We start from the raw sequence: 17,333 nt of genomic DNA, 5'->3' as shown, positions 1-17,333 counted from the left end.
AGCGAACGGCGCGCGGCGTTGGGGCGCCCGGAGCATGATCGCGAACGTAACGATCGGCTTTTGGACAAGATCGTGCTCAACAAGAAGACGGAGCATCATGCCGATTCGATCGGCATGGAGAGCTCCAGCGGAGGGGACATGGCTGAGGTGGCAGTGCAGCGTGCGTCGGGACGCGGCATCTGGGGATGGATGCTGTTCGACTGGGCGGCCCAGCCGTTCTTCACGGTCGTCACCACCTTCATCTTCGGTCCTTATTTCGTCTCGCGAATGGCCAGCAATCCCGAGACCGGGCAAGCGGCCTGGGGCTACGGCATCGCCGCCGCCGGCCTCGTCATCGCCGTTTTGTCGCCGATCCTCGGCTCGATCGCCGATCAGACCGGACCACGCAAACCGTGGATAGCCTTCTTCGCCGCGGTCAAGATCACCAGCCTCACCTTGCTGTGGTTCGCCGCGCCCGGCTCCAACCTTTTTCTGGTCGTGGCGTTGTTCTCGCTGGCATCGGTCGCGGCTGAATTCTCGACCGTGTTCAATGACTCGATGATGCCGCGCCTGGTGCCGAAGAGCGACATCGGCAGGATCTCGAACATGGCTTGGGGGCTCGGCTATCTCGGTGGCATGATCGCGCTAATCTTCGTCGTTACCGTCATGGCCGGCTCGCCTGAAACCGGCAAGACCGTCGTCGGGCTCGACCCGATCTTCGGCCTTGACCCCAGGCTCGGCGAGGACGCGCGCGCCACCGGACCGTTGTCGGCGGCCTGGTATTTCCTGTTCATCCTGCCGATGTTCTTTTTCACGCCTGATGCGATCAAAGGCATTCCAATCGGGCCGGCGGTGCGCGAGGGCCTGTCGGAACTGAAGTCGACGCTAGCCGAAGTAAGCAAGCGCAGCGGTATTTTTCGCTTTCTCGTCGCCCGCATGATCTATCAGGACGGCGTCAACGCGCTGCTGGCGCTGGGCGGAACGTTTGCGGCGGCAATGTTCCATTGGTCGATCACAGAGATCGGCCTGTTCGGCATCATCCTCAACGTCGTTGCCATCGTCGGCTGCGTGGTTGCCGCACGCCTCGACACTGCACTGGGTTCCAAGACCATAGTGATGATTTCGCTGGTCATGCTGAGCATTGCCACGATCGGCATCGTCTCGACCGGCCCGGGCTATACGCTGTTCGGCGCCTGGGTGATGCCCGGACTGGACGGCGGCGGACTGTTCGGCACGGCGGCGGAAAAAGCCTACATTTTCTACGGCCTGCTGATCGGGCTTGCCTTCGGGCCGGTGCAGGCATCGTCGCGCTCCTACATGGCGCGCAGCGTCTCCGCAGCCGAATCCGGCCGCTATTTCGGCATCTATGCGCTGGCCGGTCGGGCAACAAGTTTTGCAGCGCCCTTCATGGTGGCCACGATCACCCTGGCCAGCGGCTCGGCGCGGCTCGGAATGGCGGCGATCGTGCTGTTCCTCGGCGCAGGCATGGCGATCCTGATCGGCACGCCCTATCCGGCGGATCGGCCGGCGGAGTGAGCTGCTCTTCCCTTCTCCCACAGGGGGAGGGGGTTCAATGCCGGAAGTGCCTCACTCCGGTGAAGACCATGGCAATGCCGTGAGCGTCGGCGGCGGCGATGACGTCGTCGTCGCGCATCGAGCCGCCGGGCTGGATGACGGCGGTGGCGCCGGCTTCGATTGCCGACAAAAGCCCATCCGCGAACGGGAAAAAGGCATCCGAGGCGACGACCGAGCCCTTGGTCAAAGGCTCCGTCAGACCGGCAGCGTCGGCCGCGTCGAGCGCCTTGCGCGCGGCGATGCGCGAGGAATCGACACGGCTCATCTGGCCGGCGCCGATGCCGACGGTGGCGCCGTCCCTGGCATAGACGATCGCGTTCGACTTGACGTGCTTTGCCACGCGAAAGGCGAATTTCAGATTGGCCATTTCGGCCGGCGTCGGAGCGCGCCGGGTCACCACCTTCAGCTCGAGGTCATCCACCACCGCATTGTCGCGGCCCTGGACGAGCAAGCCGCCAGCAACCGATTTCAAGCCAAGGCCCGCCGCGCGCGGGTCGGGCAGGCCGCCGGTGACCAGCAGGCGTAGATTCTTCTTGACGCCAATGATGCGGATTGCATCATCGGACGCCTCCGGTGCGATGATCACTTCGGTAAAGGTCTTGACGATCTCTTCGGCGGCTGCGGCATCGAGGATACGGTTCATGGCGACGATGCCGCCGTAGGCCGAGACCGGGTCGCAGGCCAGCGCCTTGGCATAGGCCGCTTGCAGCGAAGCGCCTTCGGCGACGCCGCACGGGTTGGCGTGCTTGATGATGGCTACCGCTGCGGAGCGGGTCGGATCGAACTCGCCGACCAGCTCGAAGGCGGCGTCGGTATCGTTGATGTTGTTGTAGGAAAGCTGCTTGCCCTGAAGCTGGCGTGCCGTGGCGACGCCCGGCCGCCTGTCGCCGTTGACATAGAAGCCGGCGCCCTGATGCGGGTTTTCGCCGTAGCGCATCACCGACTGCAGCCTGCCGCCGAAGGCGCGCCATGTCGGATGCTCGATCTCCAGCGCCTCGGCGAACCATCCCGAGATCGCCGCATCGTAGCTGGCGGTGCGGGCAAAGGCCTTGGCTGCCAACTTCTTGCGGAAATCCAGCGACAACGAGCCGAAATTCATCTCCAGCGCGTTGAGCACCGAGGCATAGTCGTCAGGGTCGGTGACGATGCCGACGTATGCGTGGTTCTTGGCCGAGGCACGGATCATCGCCGGGCCGCCGATGTCGATGTTTTCGACGATCGCGGCGTAGTCGGCGCCGGAGCGGCGCACCTCCTCGAATGGATAGAGATTGGAGACGACGAGATCGATCGGCTCAATGCCGTGGTCGCGCATCGCCGCGGCGTGCTCTGGATCGTCGCGAACGCCGAGCAGTGCACCATGCACCGACGGGTGCAGCGTCTTGACGCGCCCGTCCATGATCTCGGGAAAGCCGGTGAGCTCGGATACGTCGTGCACCGCCATGCCCGCATCGGCGAGGGCCTTTGCCGTGCCGCCGGTCGAGACCAGCTCGACGCCGGCCGAAGCCAGCGCCCTGGCGAAATCGATCAGGCCGGTCTTGTCGAAGACGGAGAGCAGCGCGCGACGGATGGGTACAAGGTCGGGCGCGGGAATATTCTTGGCGGCGACGGCCATGGGCTGGCGGCCTTTCCACGTGTGGTTGGAGAGCGTCCGCGGGCCGTAGCATATGAGGCCCGGAAATCAAGCCGCAAGGCTTGATCAGTGTCTGCCGTTGCCACCAGCTTCAGCTTTTTCCTGACGGCCGGCGATAATTGTCCGCGTCAGTTGCCAATGGACCTCGGGAATCTCCGAGGCCTTGAAGGCAAGCACGATCTGGCGGCTGCGGCGTGGGCCGCCAAGCCCGGCGAAATAGATCGATTCCTCGACCTCGGGTGCCACTTCGGTGGAGGTAAACACCCAAGTGTCGGCGTGGTCGGCGGTCAGCACCAGACGGTCATGCTCATCCTGGAGCACGTTTATGTCGGGATGGACATGGAAACGCACTGTAACGAAATCACGGCCATTGTTGCGGATAGAAGCGCCGCCCGGCCGCAGGAAGCGGTCCCTGCCGGCAAGCACATTGCCCTCGGTCGACAATTTCAGCTCGCGCTCATGCAGGAAGCCGAAGCGCGCCACATAGCCGTCATGGCGGGCGATGAAGCCCTGGCTGCCCTTCTGGTCGGTGCGCTTGCAAGGCACATGCTGCGGCCCGCCTATCAAAGGCGTGCCGAGCAGGTCGTTGACGCGCAAGGAGTGGTTGAAGCGCGCCGACGACGTGTCGTTGATGGTAGCGGTGGAGTGGGCGGCGGTGGCGCGGGCAAGCGGCCGGAACTCGGCGGCACCATAGGTGTCTATGCCGGCATTGACGATATAATGCTGGCGGCCCGACGACAATTCGAAGGCGAGGCATCCGGCGTGAGCAGCATTGGACACGTCGACGGGCGGCGGCGGGCCGGTATCGGCGATCACCGTGACACCACCCATCGACAGGCGCTCATAACCCGAATGCGGCGCGTGCAGCAGTGGTGCGCCGGCGGTGTCGTCGTGATGCAGGATGCTGGCGATGCGGTCGTGGATGGTGGCGCCCATGCCGTTGAAGCGGGCAAGGCTGCCATCCTGATGGCGAAAGAAGCGCAGTGCCGGCAGCATCCGGTCGATGGCGCCGATCAGGGCGGCCGGCGGTGTCTCGGCCTGATTGGCGTATGTCTGGCGCAATGGCAGAAGGTCGGCGAGGATTTCAAGCACGGTCATCGGATTACGCGAGATATGGCCGCCGTCAGGCAGGATCTGGCGGTCGAGCTCCTCGGCGAGATTGCGGGTGGCACCGCGCAGCGCCGAGGCCGGCGCCGGCAGCGACAAAGCGGCAAAGGCCAGCGCAATGCGGGCGCGCAGCCTGTCCTTGCCGTCCGGCATCTCGCGCACCATGGCGCGCAGATAGCGGATCTGGACGGCAAGCGATTTCAGGAACGCACGGTAGAACGGAAACTCGGCGCCCTGCAACACGATCGAGGAATGCTGCAGCCAGGCAATGACACGCTTGGCCGTCGTGCCGGGCTCCCAGGCGACGCCGGAAATATGGCTGCCATGGATTGCAATCCAGTCGGAAACCAACGCCCGCGCGTTGGCGGCGGCGAGCTCCGTGCTGGCGGCACGCATGTGGCGCAGCCAGCGAAAGCCATGCAGCGTTTTTTGCCAGCCGGGATTGGGCACGTCGATCTGGAAGGGCGATTTGCCACCGGTCTCGACCAGATGCCCCGAAAGCGGATAGCGGCCGTAATAGATCTCGAGTGCGATCTGAGGATCGGCGAGTCGCAGGTCCGGCGGGGCAATCAGGACGCGCTCCGGCGTGCGGCCGGAGTAGCGCCAGCGATAGAGTGGCCCGGCACGCAAGCGCCGGCGCGTCTTGCGCCAGAACTCCCTCGCGACAAGCGTCCACAGACGCGTCGTGTTACCGGCAGCGATTGCCAAAACCCCTCCTGATCGTCCTCACCCAAGCACAAGTTTATATGATTCAAGAACTTGTGCGAAGGCGAATTCCGCGGCAGTGGGGCCGTTCAGCCTGTTTTCCATGCCTCCTCGCCCCAAGAAGTCGGATGGCGCTTCAAGATCGGCCCTTAGCCGGCTCTGCGCATGCGGGCGGCAAAGAAACCGTCCAGCCCGGAACGCGCCGGTGAGCCAAGCTCCAGATCGGCCGGCGTGGTGCGCAACGTGCCTTGCGGCGTCAGGAATGGGTCGATGCCGGCAATCTCGCCTGGCCGAAGCGGGTCGTCGATGATCTCCGCATTGCCGGCGAGAAAGTCGCGATAGAGCTCTTCGCCTTCCAGCGGATCGAGCGAACAGTTGGAAAAGACGATGCGACCGCCAGGCTTGACCAGGGTGATGGCGCGGGCAAGCAGCCGGCGTTGCAGGTCGGCCAATTTTTCGACGTCGGCCGCCGTCTTCGTCCAGGGAACGTCGGGATGCCGCCGCACCGTGCCGGTCGAAGAGCAAGGTGCGTCGAGGAGGACGGCGTCGAAGCGGTTCTTCGGCTCGTATTTGAGCAGATCGGCCTCGACGATCTCCGCGGCCAAGCCGAGCCTTTCGAGGTTCTGCGTCAGCCGTGCCAGCCGCGTTCTGGACATGTCGAGCGCAGTGACATGGGCGCCGGCGAGGATCAGCTGGGCGGTCTTGCCGCCCGGCGCGGCGCAGACGTCGGCGATTCGCAAACAATTGATGTCGCCGAACAGCCGGGCCGGCAGGCTGGCCGCTGCATCCTGAACCCACCAGGCGCCTTCCCCAAAGCCGGGCAGTTCGGTCACGGAAGCGCTGAGCTTCTCGACCCGCACCGTGCCGGTCGGTAAGACGAAGCCGCCGAGCCGTTCGGCCCACAGCGCCGGGTCCGACTTGACCGAGAAGTCGACCGGCGCCTCATGGCGGTGGGCGAGCAGTATCTGCCTGGCCTTGTCGAGGCCGTAGACCGTTTTCAAACGGTCGGAAAACCATTTTGGTGCCTCGTCGGTTGCGGCAATTGCGGTCGCGAGCTCGTCCTGCTTGGCCCGCGCCAGCGTACGCAGCACGCCGTTGACGAGGCCGGAAAAGCGCGCCGTGCGCGGATCGGACTTGGCGTGCGTCACGGCGAGGTCGACGGCGGCGCTGTCGGGAACATCGAGGAACAGGATCTGTGCCGCCGCCACGTGCAGGATGTGCGAAAGCGCCGTAGCGTTGGGCGGCAGCGGCTTTTCCAGGCGGCGGGCCAAAAGGCCTGATATGGTCATGCGGTAGCGCAGGGCGGTGACCAGAATGGCGCGCACCAGGGCGCGGTCGCGCAAGTCGAGCGCCTTGTATTGCGGATGGCCGTTTTCATGGTCGGTCAGCCCGTCGAGTGGCGTTCTCGCGTCGATGACTGCGGCAAGCAGGCGCGCGGCTGCCTTGCGCGCGGCGAGACCGGCTGCGGCCTCGCTGCCCGAATTGTGCTCGCGATCACCTGGAATTGCGTGCCGGCGTTGTGCTGCGCTCACGACCACGGACCTTTGGGTCCGGTCGGATTGCGTCCCCAGGGATTGGGTCTCGGCTTGGCCGGCTCAACCGGCCCCTCGGGCCGGGCGGCCCTGTCCCACGGACCTGACGGCTGCTGCCCGGTCTCTTTCGGCGCCGGCTTTGGCGTCGCGGCCGCTTCGGGTGCGCCGGCCATCTCGCTCGCCATCCTCTGCAATGCGGCGATGCGGTTTTCTGTGCTCGGGTGAGTGGAAAACAAACTGTCCATGCGCTCGCCGGAAAGAGGATTGATGATGAAGAGATGGGCGGTTGCCGGATTGCGCTCGGCATCCGGGTTGCGGATGCGTTCGGCGCCCCGCGCGATCTTGTCAAGTGCCGAGGCGAGCCACAGCGGGTGTCCACAGATTTCGGCCCCGCGCCGGTCGGCCTCGTATTCGCGGGTGCGGCTCACCGCCATCTGCACGATCATGGCGGCCAGGGGCGCGACGATCATCGCCACCAGCACGCCGACGATGCCGAAGGAATTGTTGTTGTCGCGGTTGCCGCCGAAGAACAAAGCGAAATTGCCGAGCATCGAAATTGCGCCGGCAAAGGTCGCGACGATCGTCATGGTCAGCGTGTCGCGGTGCTGCACATGGGCAAGCTCATGCGCCATCACCGCCGCGACTTCTTCATGTGAGAGCTGCTCGAGCAGGCCGGTGCTGGCGGCGACAGCGGCATTTTGCGGATTGCGGCCGGTGGCGAAGGCATTGGGCTGAGGATTGTCGATGAGATAGGTTCTCGGCATCGGCAGGCCGGCGCGTTGCGCGAGACCCTTCACGATGGCGTAATATTCGGGCGCGTTGCTTTCGTTGACCTCGATCGCACGGTGCATCGACAGCACCATCTTGTCGGCGTTCCAATAGCTGAACAAATTGGTGCCGGCGGCGATCAGCAAGGCGATCATCATGCCGCCGGATCCGCCGACCAGATAGCCGACACCCATGAACAGGGCCGTCATTGCGGCCAAAAGCATGGCGGTGCGAAGGGTGTTCATCGTCTGCTCCGTTCTGGCCCAACAAAAGGGTCGATCCTTGTGGGCCCATCGCTATATGATGGGAAACAGCGGTTCCCGTTTCAATCGGGGCCTGTTTCAATCTAGCGGAAGATCGCATGATCGACAAAACCAGCCAAACGCATGCTAACGGCTCGCCGCACAAGCCACTGACGCCGGCAGCCCGGCGCGCCTTGGCCGAGGCCGAGGCCCGGCGGGAGCAATATCGCGAGAAGGAAGCCACGCTGCCGAGGGAGATCGGTGGGCGCGGCGGCAAGGAACCCGGCCGCTACGGCGACTGGGAGGTCAAGGGCCTGACCAGCGACTTTTAGCCCAGGCAGGGTGCTGGCTAAGCAGGGTACCAGCTAAGCAGGCTGGGCGGCCCGCTCCGCTTCGATGGCAATCCAGCCGCTGGCATCGACGGCGACGCCGATCGCGTCATAGCCGGCGATGGCGGCATGCGGCGTCTCCAACGGATGCCGGTGCGTGGCGCTGATCACGACGACCGCGGCGCCCGCGGCCTCGGCTGCTGCTATGCCTGCCGGTGCGTCTTCGAAGACGAGGCAATCGCGCACGTCGACGCCGAGCCGTTCGGCCGCCAGCCGGAAGCAGTCGGGCGCCGGCTTGCCGCGGGAGACATCCTCTGCCGCAACGATCACGGCGGGAGCCGGAATGCCGGCGGCCTGCAGGCGCAGCAGAGCGAGTTCACGGGGCGCCGAAGTGGCGATCGCCCAGCTCCCGGGCGGCAGCGACGCCAGGAATGCCGCGGCGCCGGGAATCGGGTGGATGCCTTCGACGTCGGCTGCTTCGGCCTGCAAAAGCGCATCGGCTTCGCGGGCAGGATCGATCCCTGGGAGCGCCAGCCGGCCGATGGTCTCGATCGCCCGCACGCCGTGGATGGTCGGCAGGAATGCAGCGACGTCAAGACCTTGCCGGTGCGCCCAGGCTGCCCAGACCCTTTCCGCCGCGGCAATCGAATTGAGAATCGTGCCGTCCATATCGAACAGGAAGGCCGCGAATTTTCTGCCTGCAAACATCGGTTTTCCCGGGGTCATCTTGGAAGGATTATTTCGAAGGGAGCATATCGATCGACCGTAACGTTGCCGCGTCCGTATGGGAAGCCGCGAGACCTCGTTTTCGACGTTCGCAAGGAACCGCGCGCACTCTCCTGCGTTGACCAGCACTATCTTTCATGACGATCGCAGGGGAGGGCGATGCTGATTCGGCTCGGCTATGAAATTGGCATTGAATGCGTTGCACCAACGCCGGTCGTTTCATTGCTCGACATCCACGGGGATCGTCAGACAGACATCAAGCGGCAGACGCGCGTACTGACGTCGCCATCCGTGCCGACCAGGGTCTACCACGATCTTTTCGGCAATAGCTGCCGCCGCTTCACGGCGCCGGCAGGAAGCTTTCGCATCCTCTATGACGCGGTGATCGAGGACGGTGGCGAGACGGACGAGGTCAACACGCTGGCCGGGGAAGTCCCGGTCGCGGAATTGCCGGACGAGGTGCTCGGCTATCTGCTTGGCAGCCGTTACTGCGAGACCGATCATCTCAGCGATCTCGCCTGGCAACTTTTCGGCCAGCTTCCGCCGGGTTGGGCGCGGGTGCAGGCGATCGTCGACTATGTCCACAACCGCCTGTCCTTTGGCTACGGCTATGCGCGCCCGACCCGCACGGCGGCGCAGGCGCATGAGGAGCGCGTCGGCGTCTGCCGCGACTTTGCCCATCTGGCGATCACGCTGTGCCGCTGCATGAATATCCCGGCCCGTTACGTGAACGGCTATCTTGGCGATATCGGCGTACCCGCCGATCCGGCGCCGATGGATTTCTCGGCGTGGGTGGAAGTGTTCCTCGACGGCAGATGGTACACGTTCGATCCTCGCCACAATGTGCCGAGGATCGGCCGCGTCGTCATAGCGCGCGGCCGTGACGCCACCGACGTGCCGCTGCTGCATAGTTTCGGCCCGCATCGACTCAGCCGGTTCAAGGTCTGGACGCACGAGCAGGAAGGCAATCTCTTCAAGCCGCCCTATCGCGGCGTCGACAAGACCGTCAGCGCACGGATGCTGGCATAGTCCTTTCACAGTCCAGATTTCCATCTCCCGCTACCGCGGTCGTGCTGAACCGGTTCGATACATCTCGTCTGTACCGGATTGGGACGCAGTCCAGTCGTCCTGAATTGCGAGCCTGATCATGGTAAGCGCTTTGTCAACAAAGCCGCGCTGACGCGACTTTCATTTACCGGCTGTTTACCTTGCCGTCGCTTGAAACCGTTTGGAAACAATGGCCTGAGCGAGAGCCGCTCGCTTTCTCGCGCCTGGCGGCGCGATCCGGCCGGATTCCTGCAATGCGCCTTCGGACAGCTGCAGGCTGTGGCGAATGGAGGCGGAAGGAATGCAGCGTTTCGGGGGTCTTGTTCAGGCGATCGGCGGCTTTGCCGGGGATCGCAGCGGAAATTTCGCGGTGCTGTTTGGTATAATCAGCTCGGTGCTGGCGCTGAGTGTCGGCTTTGCCGTCAACGTGTCCCAACTCTACAATGTGAAATCGAGCCTGCAAGGCGTCGTCGACGCTGCGGTCACCTCGACGGCGCGCGACCTGACAACCGGCGTCATCAGCGAGGCCGACGCCAGCAAATCGGTGCAGGCCTTTCTCGATGCCAACAGCACGGCGGGTATCCTGCAGGACAACCAGATCGTTCTCGACAAGCTGACCGTCGACCGGACTGCAAACACGGTTCAGGCGGATGTCCATGTCAATGTCAGCTACTATTTCCCGCTTTTCGGCACGAGTGGCATGCAAAGCGTTCCCGCATCGACGATGGCGCTCTATTCGGACAAGCAGATCGAAGTCGCAATGATGCTCGATGTGACCGGGTCGATGGCCGGCCAGAAAATCATCGATCTGCGGACGGCTGCGGCGAATGCCGTCGACAGTTTCCTGGGCGGTCAGGACCCCTCCAAGCCACGAGTGCGGGTTGCCATCGTGCCTTACGCAAATTCGGTGAATGCGGGTACACTTGCGCCCAGCAGCGTCTATGTGGAAACCAGCACCAGCCAACGCAAACAGGCGCCGGCCAATGACGCCGTGCAATATATCTCGGGCTTCATCCGTCCGGACAATTGCGCCACCGAACGCAAGGGGATCTATCAATATTCGGACGCGGGCCCCGACGCCAGCATGGTCAACCGCGACTACCTGCTGTCGTCCTTCGCTTGGCAAACCGGCACCGCCGCCTGCCCGGCCGCCACGCTGATGCCGCTGACGGCGGATGCGACGGCGCTCAAGACGGTCATCAAGAATTTCGTCGCATCCGGCGGCACCGCCGGCCATATCGGCGTGCAGTGGACCTGGTACATGCTGTCGGAGAACTGGGGTAGCATCATGAGGACTTCGCAACGGCCGGCCAAGATGGATCCAAAAAAGGTCGCCAAAATCGCGATCCTGATGACCGACGGCGAATTCAACCTATCCTACTTCGATGCGAGCACGGTGAGCGACGTTTACAATGACGCCGGTAAGGAGCCGACCCGCACGGCCGCCAAGACACTCTGCGCTGCCATGCGCAACAAGGGCATTGAGATATTCACCATTGGGTTTGACCTAAACGAAACGAATGCCAAGGCGACGCTCCAGGATTGCGCCAGCCCGGACACCGCCAAGATCAAGCACTTTTATCAGGCGGCCAATGGAACCGAACTCAACCAGGCTTTCCAGGATATAGGGCGCAACGTCGAGATGTTGACCGTAACCAGATAGGGGACAACAGCCCAAAGGAAAAGGCCGCCGCTTCTTGCGAAGTCGGCGGCCTTCCGTGTTTCCGTCCATGACGCGGTTCCTGGCGGCGACACTGGTCGCCAGCCGCGCATCTCGCGCCTTAACGGGAAGACTGCTTCCCGAAAGTGCAATCCGCTGAGGCCACGTTCTGGAAAACGAAATCACTCGACATCGGATCACCTCCTTTCGATTTGTTGAACACTCCCCCATGATGGGGTGTCACCCGGGAAATGGCAAGGCGCCGCATCCAAAAATCCTGAACAAGCGTGCTTGCGCACCCAGGCGGCTTGCGGCCGGCCGATCTGGCAGGCAAGATCGGGCCGCTATTGTTCCGGGCCACTATTTTGCCGGGTAAGGGAGGACGGGATGGAGGCAGCCGAGAGAGCGGCCCGGATTGTTCGGACGGTCATCGAAACGATGAAGCCGGGTTTTGCGGTGAGGCTGTGGACGGGCGAGCGGATCGGCCCGGCTGCCGGCCCGGTGCTCACCATCAACGACCAGGACATCGTCTGGCAGATCGTACGTCGGCCCTCTTTATCGACGCTGATCGAGATGTGGATTGCGAAGGCGGTCGACGTCGAAGACGGATCGCTGTTCGATTTCTATGCCTTGCCCACGCACGGCAAGCTCAGGACGAAGCTCAAGACACTGCCGAAGCTGGCGATCCTGCGCGACCTGCCGGCGGTGCTGTTTTCGCGAAAACAGATGACGGCGCGAACCGATCTTTCCGGCCGCAATCCTTACGTCAGCGGTTCGAGCAAGGAGGCGATCCAGCATCACTACGACATTTCCAACGCATTCTACCGGCTCTTCCTCGACGAGCGCATGGTCTATAGCTGCGGCTACTTCAAGGACTTCGCCAACGATATCGATCAGGCGCAGAGAGACAAGCTCGACCATATCTGCCGCAAGCTTCGGCTGAAGCCCGGCGACAGATTGCTCGACATCGGCTGCGGCTGGGGAGCGATGCTCATCCATGCCGTGAAGAATTATGGCGTCGTCGGCCACGGCGTTTCGCTATCGGAGGCACAGACCGAGTTCGCCCGCGAACGCATCCGCGCTGAGGGGCTGGAGGATCGCATCACCATCGAGATAAAGTCCTATGCCGAGCTGTCCGGTTCCTTCGACAAGATCTCGTCGATCGGCATGTTCGAACATCTGGGGCTTGCCAACCATGCCGCCTATTTTTCGACCATCCATCGCCTGCTCAAACCCGGCGGCATCTATCTGCACCATGCCATCACCCGCCGCGACAAGGGCAACATGAAGAAGACGCTGCGCAAGGGGCCGGAATTCAAAGCGCTGATCAAATACATTTTTCCGGGCGGCGAACTCGATACGATCGGCATGACGCTCGGCAATCTCGAGGCGCACGGCTTCCTCATCTATGACGTCGAAAACTTGCGCGAGCACTATGCGCGCACCTGCCGGCTATGGGCCGAGCGCCTCCACGCACGCTTTGACGAGGCCATCGCCGAGGTCGGCGAATCCAAGGCGCGGCTCTGGCTGCTTTATCTCACCGGCTGCTCGATTACCTTCGAACGCGCCTCGGCGCAGATTTTCCAGACCGTCGCCACCAGGCGCGCGCGCGGCCCAAGCGGCCTGCCGCCGACGCGGGCGGATTTATACTAATAGCTACAGGAGACGCATCGTGGCGCCGATCTCGACGCGGGCCGGTCGATCGACAGTGCAGTAGACGCCGAAATTATGGGCGTTGTGGCGGACCAGGCTGCGCAGGATTGCCGGGTCGTGGTCGAACCCGTCCTGGCCAATGATGGTGAAGCCGCAGCGGCGGCACGGCTCGGAGATGGTCAGGAGCAGGTCGCCGATCGCCAGCTTGCGCCCGATCCATTCGGTTTCGGGGAATGACCCCTCGATCTTCGGCATGTCGACGACGATGTTGGGGCGGAAGCGGCGCGGGTCGGCGGTGCCGTCTGGATGCAGCAACTTCAACTGCGCCAGCGAAGCGGTGGTCAGCAGATGAATGGGGGCTTTGACATAGCGTTCCGCCAGCAGGGGACCGGCGTATCCCGGTGTAGTATTCTCGCGGCGGAACGGCCGGATGGAGGCCGCAAAGCCGAGATAGGCGGAAATGGCGCGGTCGCTATCAGCGCCCGGTGCGGCTAGCCAGTCGCCATCCGGGACCGCAACCTCCAGTGCGCCGGCCGGCGACAGCCGGGTTCGGATGCGGGGCACCTTGTGCCATTTCACTTCGCGGTCCGGCCGTGCGATTTCATTGTTCGACGTGTCGATAAGACCAAACAGGCGGTCGCCTTCAACGGTATGCCGGGCGACCGAGATCGCCTGCTGGCGCTCGCCGGCGAGCGAGCTCGCGGGATAGCGCCAAAGCTCGGTGACGGCACCCAATATGGCTTGCATCAGCTCTTCTTGTTCTGCCGATTGGCGATCAGGTCGTCGACGACCGCCGGATCGGCCAGCGTCGAGGTGTCGCCGAGCGCGGCAAAATCGTCCTCGGCGATCTTGCGCAGAATGCGCCGCATGATCTTGCCGGAACGGGTCTTCGGCAGGCCGGGCGCGAACTGGATCTTGTCGGGCGAAGCGATGGCGCCGATCTCCTTGCGGACATGGGCGACGAGCTCCTGGCGCAATTCCTCGCTTGGCGTCTCGCCGGCCATCAGCGTGACATAGCAGTAGATGCCCTGGCCCTTGATATCGTGCGGGTAGCCGACGACGGCCGCTTCCGAGACCTTCTCATGCGAAACCAGCGCCGATTCGACCTCGGCGGTGCCCATGCGGTGGCCGGAGACGTTGATGACGTCGTCGACGCGGCCGGTGATCCAGTAGTAGCCGTCAGCATCGCGGCGGCAGCCGTCGCCGGTGAAGTACCTGCCCTTGTAGGTCGAGAAATAGGTCTGCACGAAGCGGTCGTGATCGCCATAGACGGTTCGCATCTGGCCCGGCCATGAGTCGGCAATACAAAGATTGCCGCTGGCTTCACCCTCCAGCACCTTGCCGTCACCATCAACCAGCTGCGGGTTGACGCCAAAGAAGGGCCGCGTCGCCGAGCCCGCCTTGAGGTGGGTGGCGCCCGGAACCGGCGTGATCATGATGCCGCCGGTCTCGGTCTGCCACCAGGTATCGACGATCGGCACCTTGCCGTTGCCGACAACGTTGAAATACCATTCCCAGGCTTCTGGATTGATTGGCTCGCCGACGGTGCCGAGCACGCGCAGCGACTTGCGCGACGTCTTGGTGACATGGGCGTCGCCGGCGCCCATCAGCGCGCGCAGCGCCGTCGGCGCGGTGTAAAAGATGTTGACCTTGTGCTTGTCGATCACGTCCCAGAAACGCGACTGCGACGGGTAATTCGGCACGCCTTCGAACATCAGCGTGGTGGCGCCGTTGGCGAGCGGCCCGTAGACGATGTAGCTGTGGCCGGTGACCCAGCCGACATCGGCGGTGCACCAGTAGACGTCCCCGTCGTGATAGTCGAAGACATATTGGTGGGTCATCGAGACATAGACGAGATAGCCGGCGGTGGTGTGCAGCACGCCTTTCGGCTTGCCGGTCGAGCCCGACGTGTAGAGGATGAACAGCGGATCCTCGGCGTTCATCTTCTCGGGCTTGCATTCGGCCTTAACCGTCGCGACCTCGTCATGGTACCAGACGTCGCGCCCGGCGGCCCAGCCGGTCTTGCCGCCGGTGCGGCGTACTACCAAGACCTTTTCGACTTTCGTTCCGGCCTTGGCGGCGATCTCGATCGCCTTGTCGGTGTTCTCCTTCAAGGGGATCGGCTTGCCGCCGCGCAGGCCTTCGTCGGCGGTGATGAGGAAGGTCGACTTGCAGTCGTCGATGCGTCCGGCCAGCGCGTCCGGCGAAAAGCCGCCGAAGACCACCGAATGAATGGCGCCGATGCGCGTGCAGGCGAGCATCGCATAGGCGGCCTCCGGGATCATCGGCATGTAGATGGTGACGCGGTCGCCCTTCTTGACGCCGTGCTTCTTCATCACATTGGCGAGGCGGCAGACATGTCCGTAAAGCTCGTTATAGGTGATCTTCCTGTCGTCGTAGGGATTGTCGCCTTCCCAGATGATGGCGGTCTGTTCGCCGCGCTTCTTCAGATGCCGGTCGATGCAGTTCCAGGAAACGTTGGTCTGGCCATCCTCGAACCATTTGATTGAGACCTTGCCGTCGAAGGACGTGTTCTTGACCTTGCTGTACGGCTTGAACCAGTCGATGCGCCTGCCGTGCTTGCCCCAGAACTTGTCCGGGCTCTTGACGCTGTCGGCGTACCATTTCAGGTAGGTGTCATTGTCGATCAGCGCGTTCTTCTTCCACGCCGGCTGGACGCGATGGACATGAACATCGGACATTTCTTCGCCTTCCTCCCGAAACCAAACCGCCGGCTTGACTGCCGGCAGGATCGCAGCGTTGCGGCCGCGAATTCGCGCGCATTATTAACAGTTCGGCGATGACGGCAACATTAGACGTTGGATTTGCGCGGCGGGATGCCGCAGGTCCCTTCCCGGGTGGTGTCAGCACTCTAGCGAGACGGCTGCTAACCGCATGTTTTTGCGGCAGAAATCTGGCTCGACCGCAGAAATATCAATAGACGATTAAGCAAATGGGGTGCACAATTTCAGGCTGGGAGGAAAGAGAATCAACCAGGGGACCGCAATGCGCGACCATTCCGAAATGGACCTGATGCTCAAGGGCTATGGCTTGACCACGGCCAAGATTCTTTATCACTTTCCCGATCATCCGCATCTGCTGCAGAGCTTCATCTGGCAGGATTACGACATCGCCCCGAAATTTCCGGTGCTTATCCGCTTCATCGAGTTCTGGCAGGCCAAGCTCGAAGGCCCGCTGCATTCAGTCAGCTACACGCACCAGAAGCTGATCGCGCCGAACGAATGGCGCAAGGTCGACGGCGAGTTCGTGCTGCATTAAAGCACGCGGGCGGCAGCCTGGGAGCCGCCGCCCAGCTTTTGGAGCGTCAGACGGCGGGCGGGTTCAGCCGGGCAAAACCCTCCTGCCGGCGATAGGGAAAATACGGGTAGGGTGCGGTGACCTCGCTTGCCGTGTCCAAGATTTTCATCTGATCCGGGGTCAGTGACCATCCGACGGCGCCGAGATTCTGGCGCAACTGCTCCTCGTTGCGCGCGCCGATGATGACGGAGGCGACAGTCGGCCGCTGCAGCAGCCAATTGATGGCGATCTGCGGTATGGTCTTCCCGGTTTCCTCGGCGACAACATCAAGCGCGTCGACGACCCGATGGAGATGCTCGTCGTCGACGGGCGGTCCGAAGCTTGCCGTGTCGTGCAGCCGGCTTTTCTCGGGCAGCTTCTGGCCACGGCGGATCTTGCCGGTCAGGCGGCCCCAGCCGAGCGGGCTCCACACCAGCGCACCGACGCCCTGGTCGAGGCCGAGCGGCATCAACTCCCATTCATAATCGCGCCCGACCAGCGAGTAATAGACCTGGTGGGCGACGTATCGGGGATAGCCGTATCTGTCCGCCAGGCCGAGCGACTTCATCACTTGCCAGCCGGAAAAATTGGAAACGCCGACATAACGCAGCTTTCCGGCGCGCACGAGCCTATCCAGCGTCGATAGCACCTCCTCGATCGGTGTTGCGGCGTCGAACGCGTGCAGCTGCAGCAGGTCGATGTAGTCGGTGCCAAGACGCCTCAGTGCGTCCTCGACGGCCTTGATGAGGCGCGAGCGGGACGAGCCGGCGTCGTTGGGACCGTCGCCCATCGGCAGCGAGGTCTTTGTCGAGATCAGTACGGCATCGCGGCGGCCCTTCATCGCTTCGCCGAGCACCTGTTCGGAAGCGCCATTCGAATAGACGTCGGCGGTGTCGAACAGGTTGACACCCGCCTCCAGGCAGATGTCGACCAGCCGCCGGGCTTCCGTCGCATCGCTGTTGCCCCAGGCGCCGAACAGCGGCCCTGACCCGCCGAAGGTTCCAGCGCCGAACGAGAGCGCCGGGACTTTCAGGCCCGATGCGCCAAGATTTCGATAATCCATCTGTTTCTCCTATGGTGTAC

At 63.3% G+C, this 17,333-nt stretch carries 14 protein-coding genes; 6 read left to right on the top strand and 8 right to left on the bottom strand.

Annotation, left to right across the window (positions count from 1 at the left end; all coding sequences use genetic code 11):
- Positions 1-138 precede the first annotated feature (138 nt).
- The gene (locus NKH91_RS07895; RefSeq protein ID WP_352845500.1) at positions 139-1,515 is read left to right on the top strand and encodes an MFS transporter; all 1,377 of its coding nucleotides are present in this window, start codon (positions 139-141) and stop codon (positions 1,513-1,515) included.
- A 34-nt stretch (positions 1,516-1,549) separates the two neighbouring features.
- Here NKH91_RS07895 and purH read toward each other — a convergent pair whose 3' ends face one another.
- From purH to htpX, 4 genes are all read right to left on the bottom strand, one after another.
- Positions 1,550-3,166, bottom strand: coding sequence for a bifunctional phosphoribosylaminoimidazolecarboxamide formyltransferase/IMP cyclohydrolase (purH, locus tag NKH91_RS07890; RefSeq protein ID WP_352845276.1), 1,617 nt, complete (start codon positions 3,164-3,166; stop codon positions 1,550-1,552).
- Between the two features lie 84 nt (positions 3,167-3,250).
- Positions 3,251-4,999, bottom strand: coding sequence for a heparinase II/III family protein (locus NKH91_RS07885; protein WP_023719730.1), 1,749 nt, complete (start codon positions 4,997-4,999; stop codon positions 3,251-3,253).
- Between the two features lie 146 nt (positions 5,000-5,145).
- Positions 5,146-6,534 (bottom strand): RsmB/NOP family class I SAM-dependent RNA methyltransferase, encoded by a 1,389-nt coding sequence (locus tag NKH91_RS07880; protein ID WP_352845274.1) that lies wholly within the window; start codon positions 6,532-6,534, stop codon positions 5,146-5,148.
- Entirely contained in the window at positions 6,525-7,541 is a 1,017-nt protein-coding gene (gene htpX / locus NKH91_RS07875; protein ID WP_352845272.1) for a zinc metalloprotease HtpX, read from the bottom strand. The genes NKH91_RS07880 and htpX overlap by 10 nt, the downstream gene beginning before the upstream one ends.
- A gap of 116 nt (positions 7,542-7,657) precedes the next feature.
- On the opposite strand from htpX, the gene NKH91_RS07870 reads away from it, so the two are divergent.
- Entirely contained in the window at positions 7,658-7,870 is a 213-nt protein-coding gene (locus NKH91_RS07870) for a DUF1674 domain-containing protein (RefSeq protein ID WP_023719727.1), read from the top strand.
- Positions 7,871-7,903: 33 nt separating this feature from the next.
- Here the strand turns inward: NKH91_RS07870 and NKH91_RS07865 are convergent, their stop codons facing one another.
- Entirely contained in the window at positions 7,904-8,575 is a 672-nt protein-coding gene (locus NKH91_RS07865) for an HAD-IA family hydrolase (protein ID WP_352845270.1), read from the bottom strand.
- A gap of 177 nt (positions 8,576-8,752) precedes the next feature.
- Between NKH91_RS07865 and NKH91_RS07860 the strand changes: the two genes are divergently transcribed.
- The 3 genes from NKH91_RS07860 (at position 8,753) to NKH91_RS07850 (ending at position 12,953) form a co-directional block, all read left to right on the top strand.
- A complete protein-coding gene (locus tag NKH91_RS07860) occupies positions 8,753-9,622 on the top strand; it encodes a transglutaminase-like domain-containing protein (protein WP_352845269.1) in 870 nt (289 codons plus the stop codon).
- Positions 9,623-9,941: 319 nt separating this feature from the next.
- Complete coding sequence (locus NKH91_RS07855; RefSeq protein ID WP_352845268.1) at positions 9,942-11,303, top strand: pilus assembly protein TadG-related protein; 1,362 nt, start codon at positions 9,942-9,944, stop codon at positions 11,301-11,303.
- Positions 11,304-11,687: 384 nt separating this feature from the next.
- Positions 11,688-12,953 carry a class I SAM-dependent methyltransferase gene (locus NKH91_RS07850; protein WP_352845267.1) on the top strand — a complete coding sequence of 422 codons (1,266 nt, stop codon included), beginning with the start codon at positions 11,688-11,690 and terminating at the stop codon, positions 12,951-12,953.
- 3 nt (positions 12,954-12,956) lie between these two features.
- Here NKH91_RS07850 and NKH91_RS07845 read toward each other — a convergent pair whose 3' ends face one another.
- Both NKH91_RS07845 and acs read right to left on the bottom strand, forming a co-directional pair.
- Positions 12,957-13,700: an MOSC domain-containing protein gene (locus tag NKH91_RS07845; protein ID WP_023719722.1), complete on the bottom strand. Its 744-nt coding sequence runs from the start codon at positions 13,698-13,700 to the stop codon at positions 12,957-12,959.
- Entirely contained in the window at positions 13,700-15,655 is a 1,956-nt protein-coding gene (gene acs / locus NKH91_RS07840) for an acetate--CoA ligase (protein ID WP_023719721.1), read from the bottom strand. Before acs ends, NKH91_RS07845 begins: the two co-directional genes overlap by 1 nt.
- A gap of 304 nt (positions 15,656-15,959) precedes the next feature.
- Between acs and NKH91_RS07835 the strand changes: the two genes are divergently transcribed.
- The gene (locus tag NKH91_RS07835) at positions 15,960-16,232 is read left to right on the top strand and encodes an usg protein (RefSeq protein ID WP_023719720.1); all 273 of its coding nucleotides are present in this window, start codon (positions 15,960-15,962) and stop codon (positions 16,230-16,232) included.
- A gap of 46 nt (positions 16,233-16,278) precedes the next feature.
- Here NKH91_RS07835 and NKH91_RS07830 read toward each other — a convergent pair whose 3' ends face one another.
- Positions 16,279-17,313 carry an aldo/keto reductase gene (locus tag NKH91_RS07830; RefSeq protein WP_352640103.1) on the bottom strand — a complete coding sequence of 345 codons (1,035 nt, stop codon included), beginning with the start codon at positions 17,311-17,313 and terminating at the stop codon, positions 16,279-16,281.
- Positions 17,314-17,333: the final 20 nt, after the last annotated feature.

The sequence above is a fragment of the Mesorhizobium sp. M0894 genome (genome assembly GCF_040319725.1).
In the GTDB taxonomy this organism is placed as follows: domain Bacteria; phylum Pseudomonadota; class Alphaproteobacteria; order Rhizobiales; family Rhizobiaceae; genus Mesorhizobium.
The sequence above is the reverse complement of the archived record's forward strand: the minus strand, read 5'-3'. Positions and strand labels throughout refer to the sequence as shown.

Excerpts from the sequence above, each read along its gene's own strand:
- NKH91_RS07895 (WP_352845500.1), top strand. The coding sequence starts at position 139 with ATGGCTGAGGTGGCAGTGCAGCGTGCGTCGGGACGCGGCATCTGGGGA.
- purH (WP_352845276.1), bottom strand. The coding sequence starts at position 3,166 with ATGGCCGTCGCCGCCAAGAATATTCCCGCGCCCGACCTTGTACCCATC.
- htpX (WP_352845272.1), bottom strand. The coding sequence starts at position 7,541 with ATGAACACCCTTCGCACCGCCATGCTTTTGGCCGCAATGACGGCCCTG.
- NKH91_RS07870 (WP_023719727.1), top strand. The coding sequence starts at position 7,658 with ATGATCGACAAAACCAGCCAAACGCATGCTAACGGCTCGCCGCACAAG.
- NKH91_RS07865 (WP_352845270.1), bottom strand. The coding sequence starts at position 8,575 with ATGTTTGCAGGCAGAAAATTCGCGGCCTTCCTGTTCGATATGGACGGC.
- NKH91_RS07860 (WP_352845269.1), top strand. The coding sequence starts at position 8,753 with ATGCTGATTCGGCTCGGCTATGAAATTGGCATTGAATGCGTTGCACCA.
- NKH91_RS07855 (WP_352845268.1), top strand. The coding sequence starts at position 9,942 with ATGCAGCGTTTCGGGGGTCTTGTTCAGGCGATCGGCGGCTTTGCCGGG.
- NKH91_RS07850 (WP_352845267.1), top strand. The coding sequence starts at position 11,688 with ATGGAGGCAGCCGAGAGAGCGGCCCGGATTGTTCGGACGGTCATCGAA.
- NKH91_RS07845 (WP_023719722.1), bottom strand. The coding sequence starts at position 13,700 with ATGCAAGCCATATTGGGTGCCGTCACCGAGCTTTGGCGCTATCCCGCG.
- acs (WP_023719721.1), bottom strand. The coding sequence starts at position 15,655 with ATGTCCGATGTTCATGTCCATCGCGTCCAGCCGGCGTGGAAGAAGAAC.
- NKH91_RS07835 (WP_023719720.1), top strand. The coding sequence starts at position 15,960 with ATGCGCGACCATTCCGAAATGGACCTGATGCTCAAGGGCTATGGCTTG.
- NKH91_RS07830 (WP_352640103.1), bottom strand. The coding sequence starts at position 17,313 with ATGGATTATCGAAATCTTGGCGCATCGGGCCTGAAAGTCCCGGCGCTC.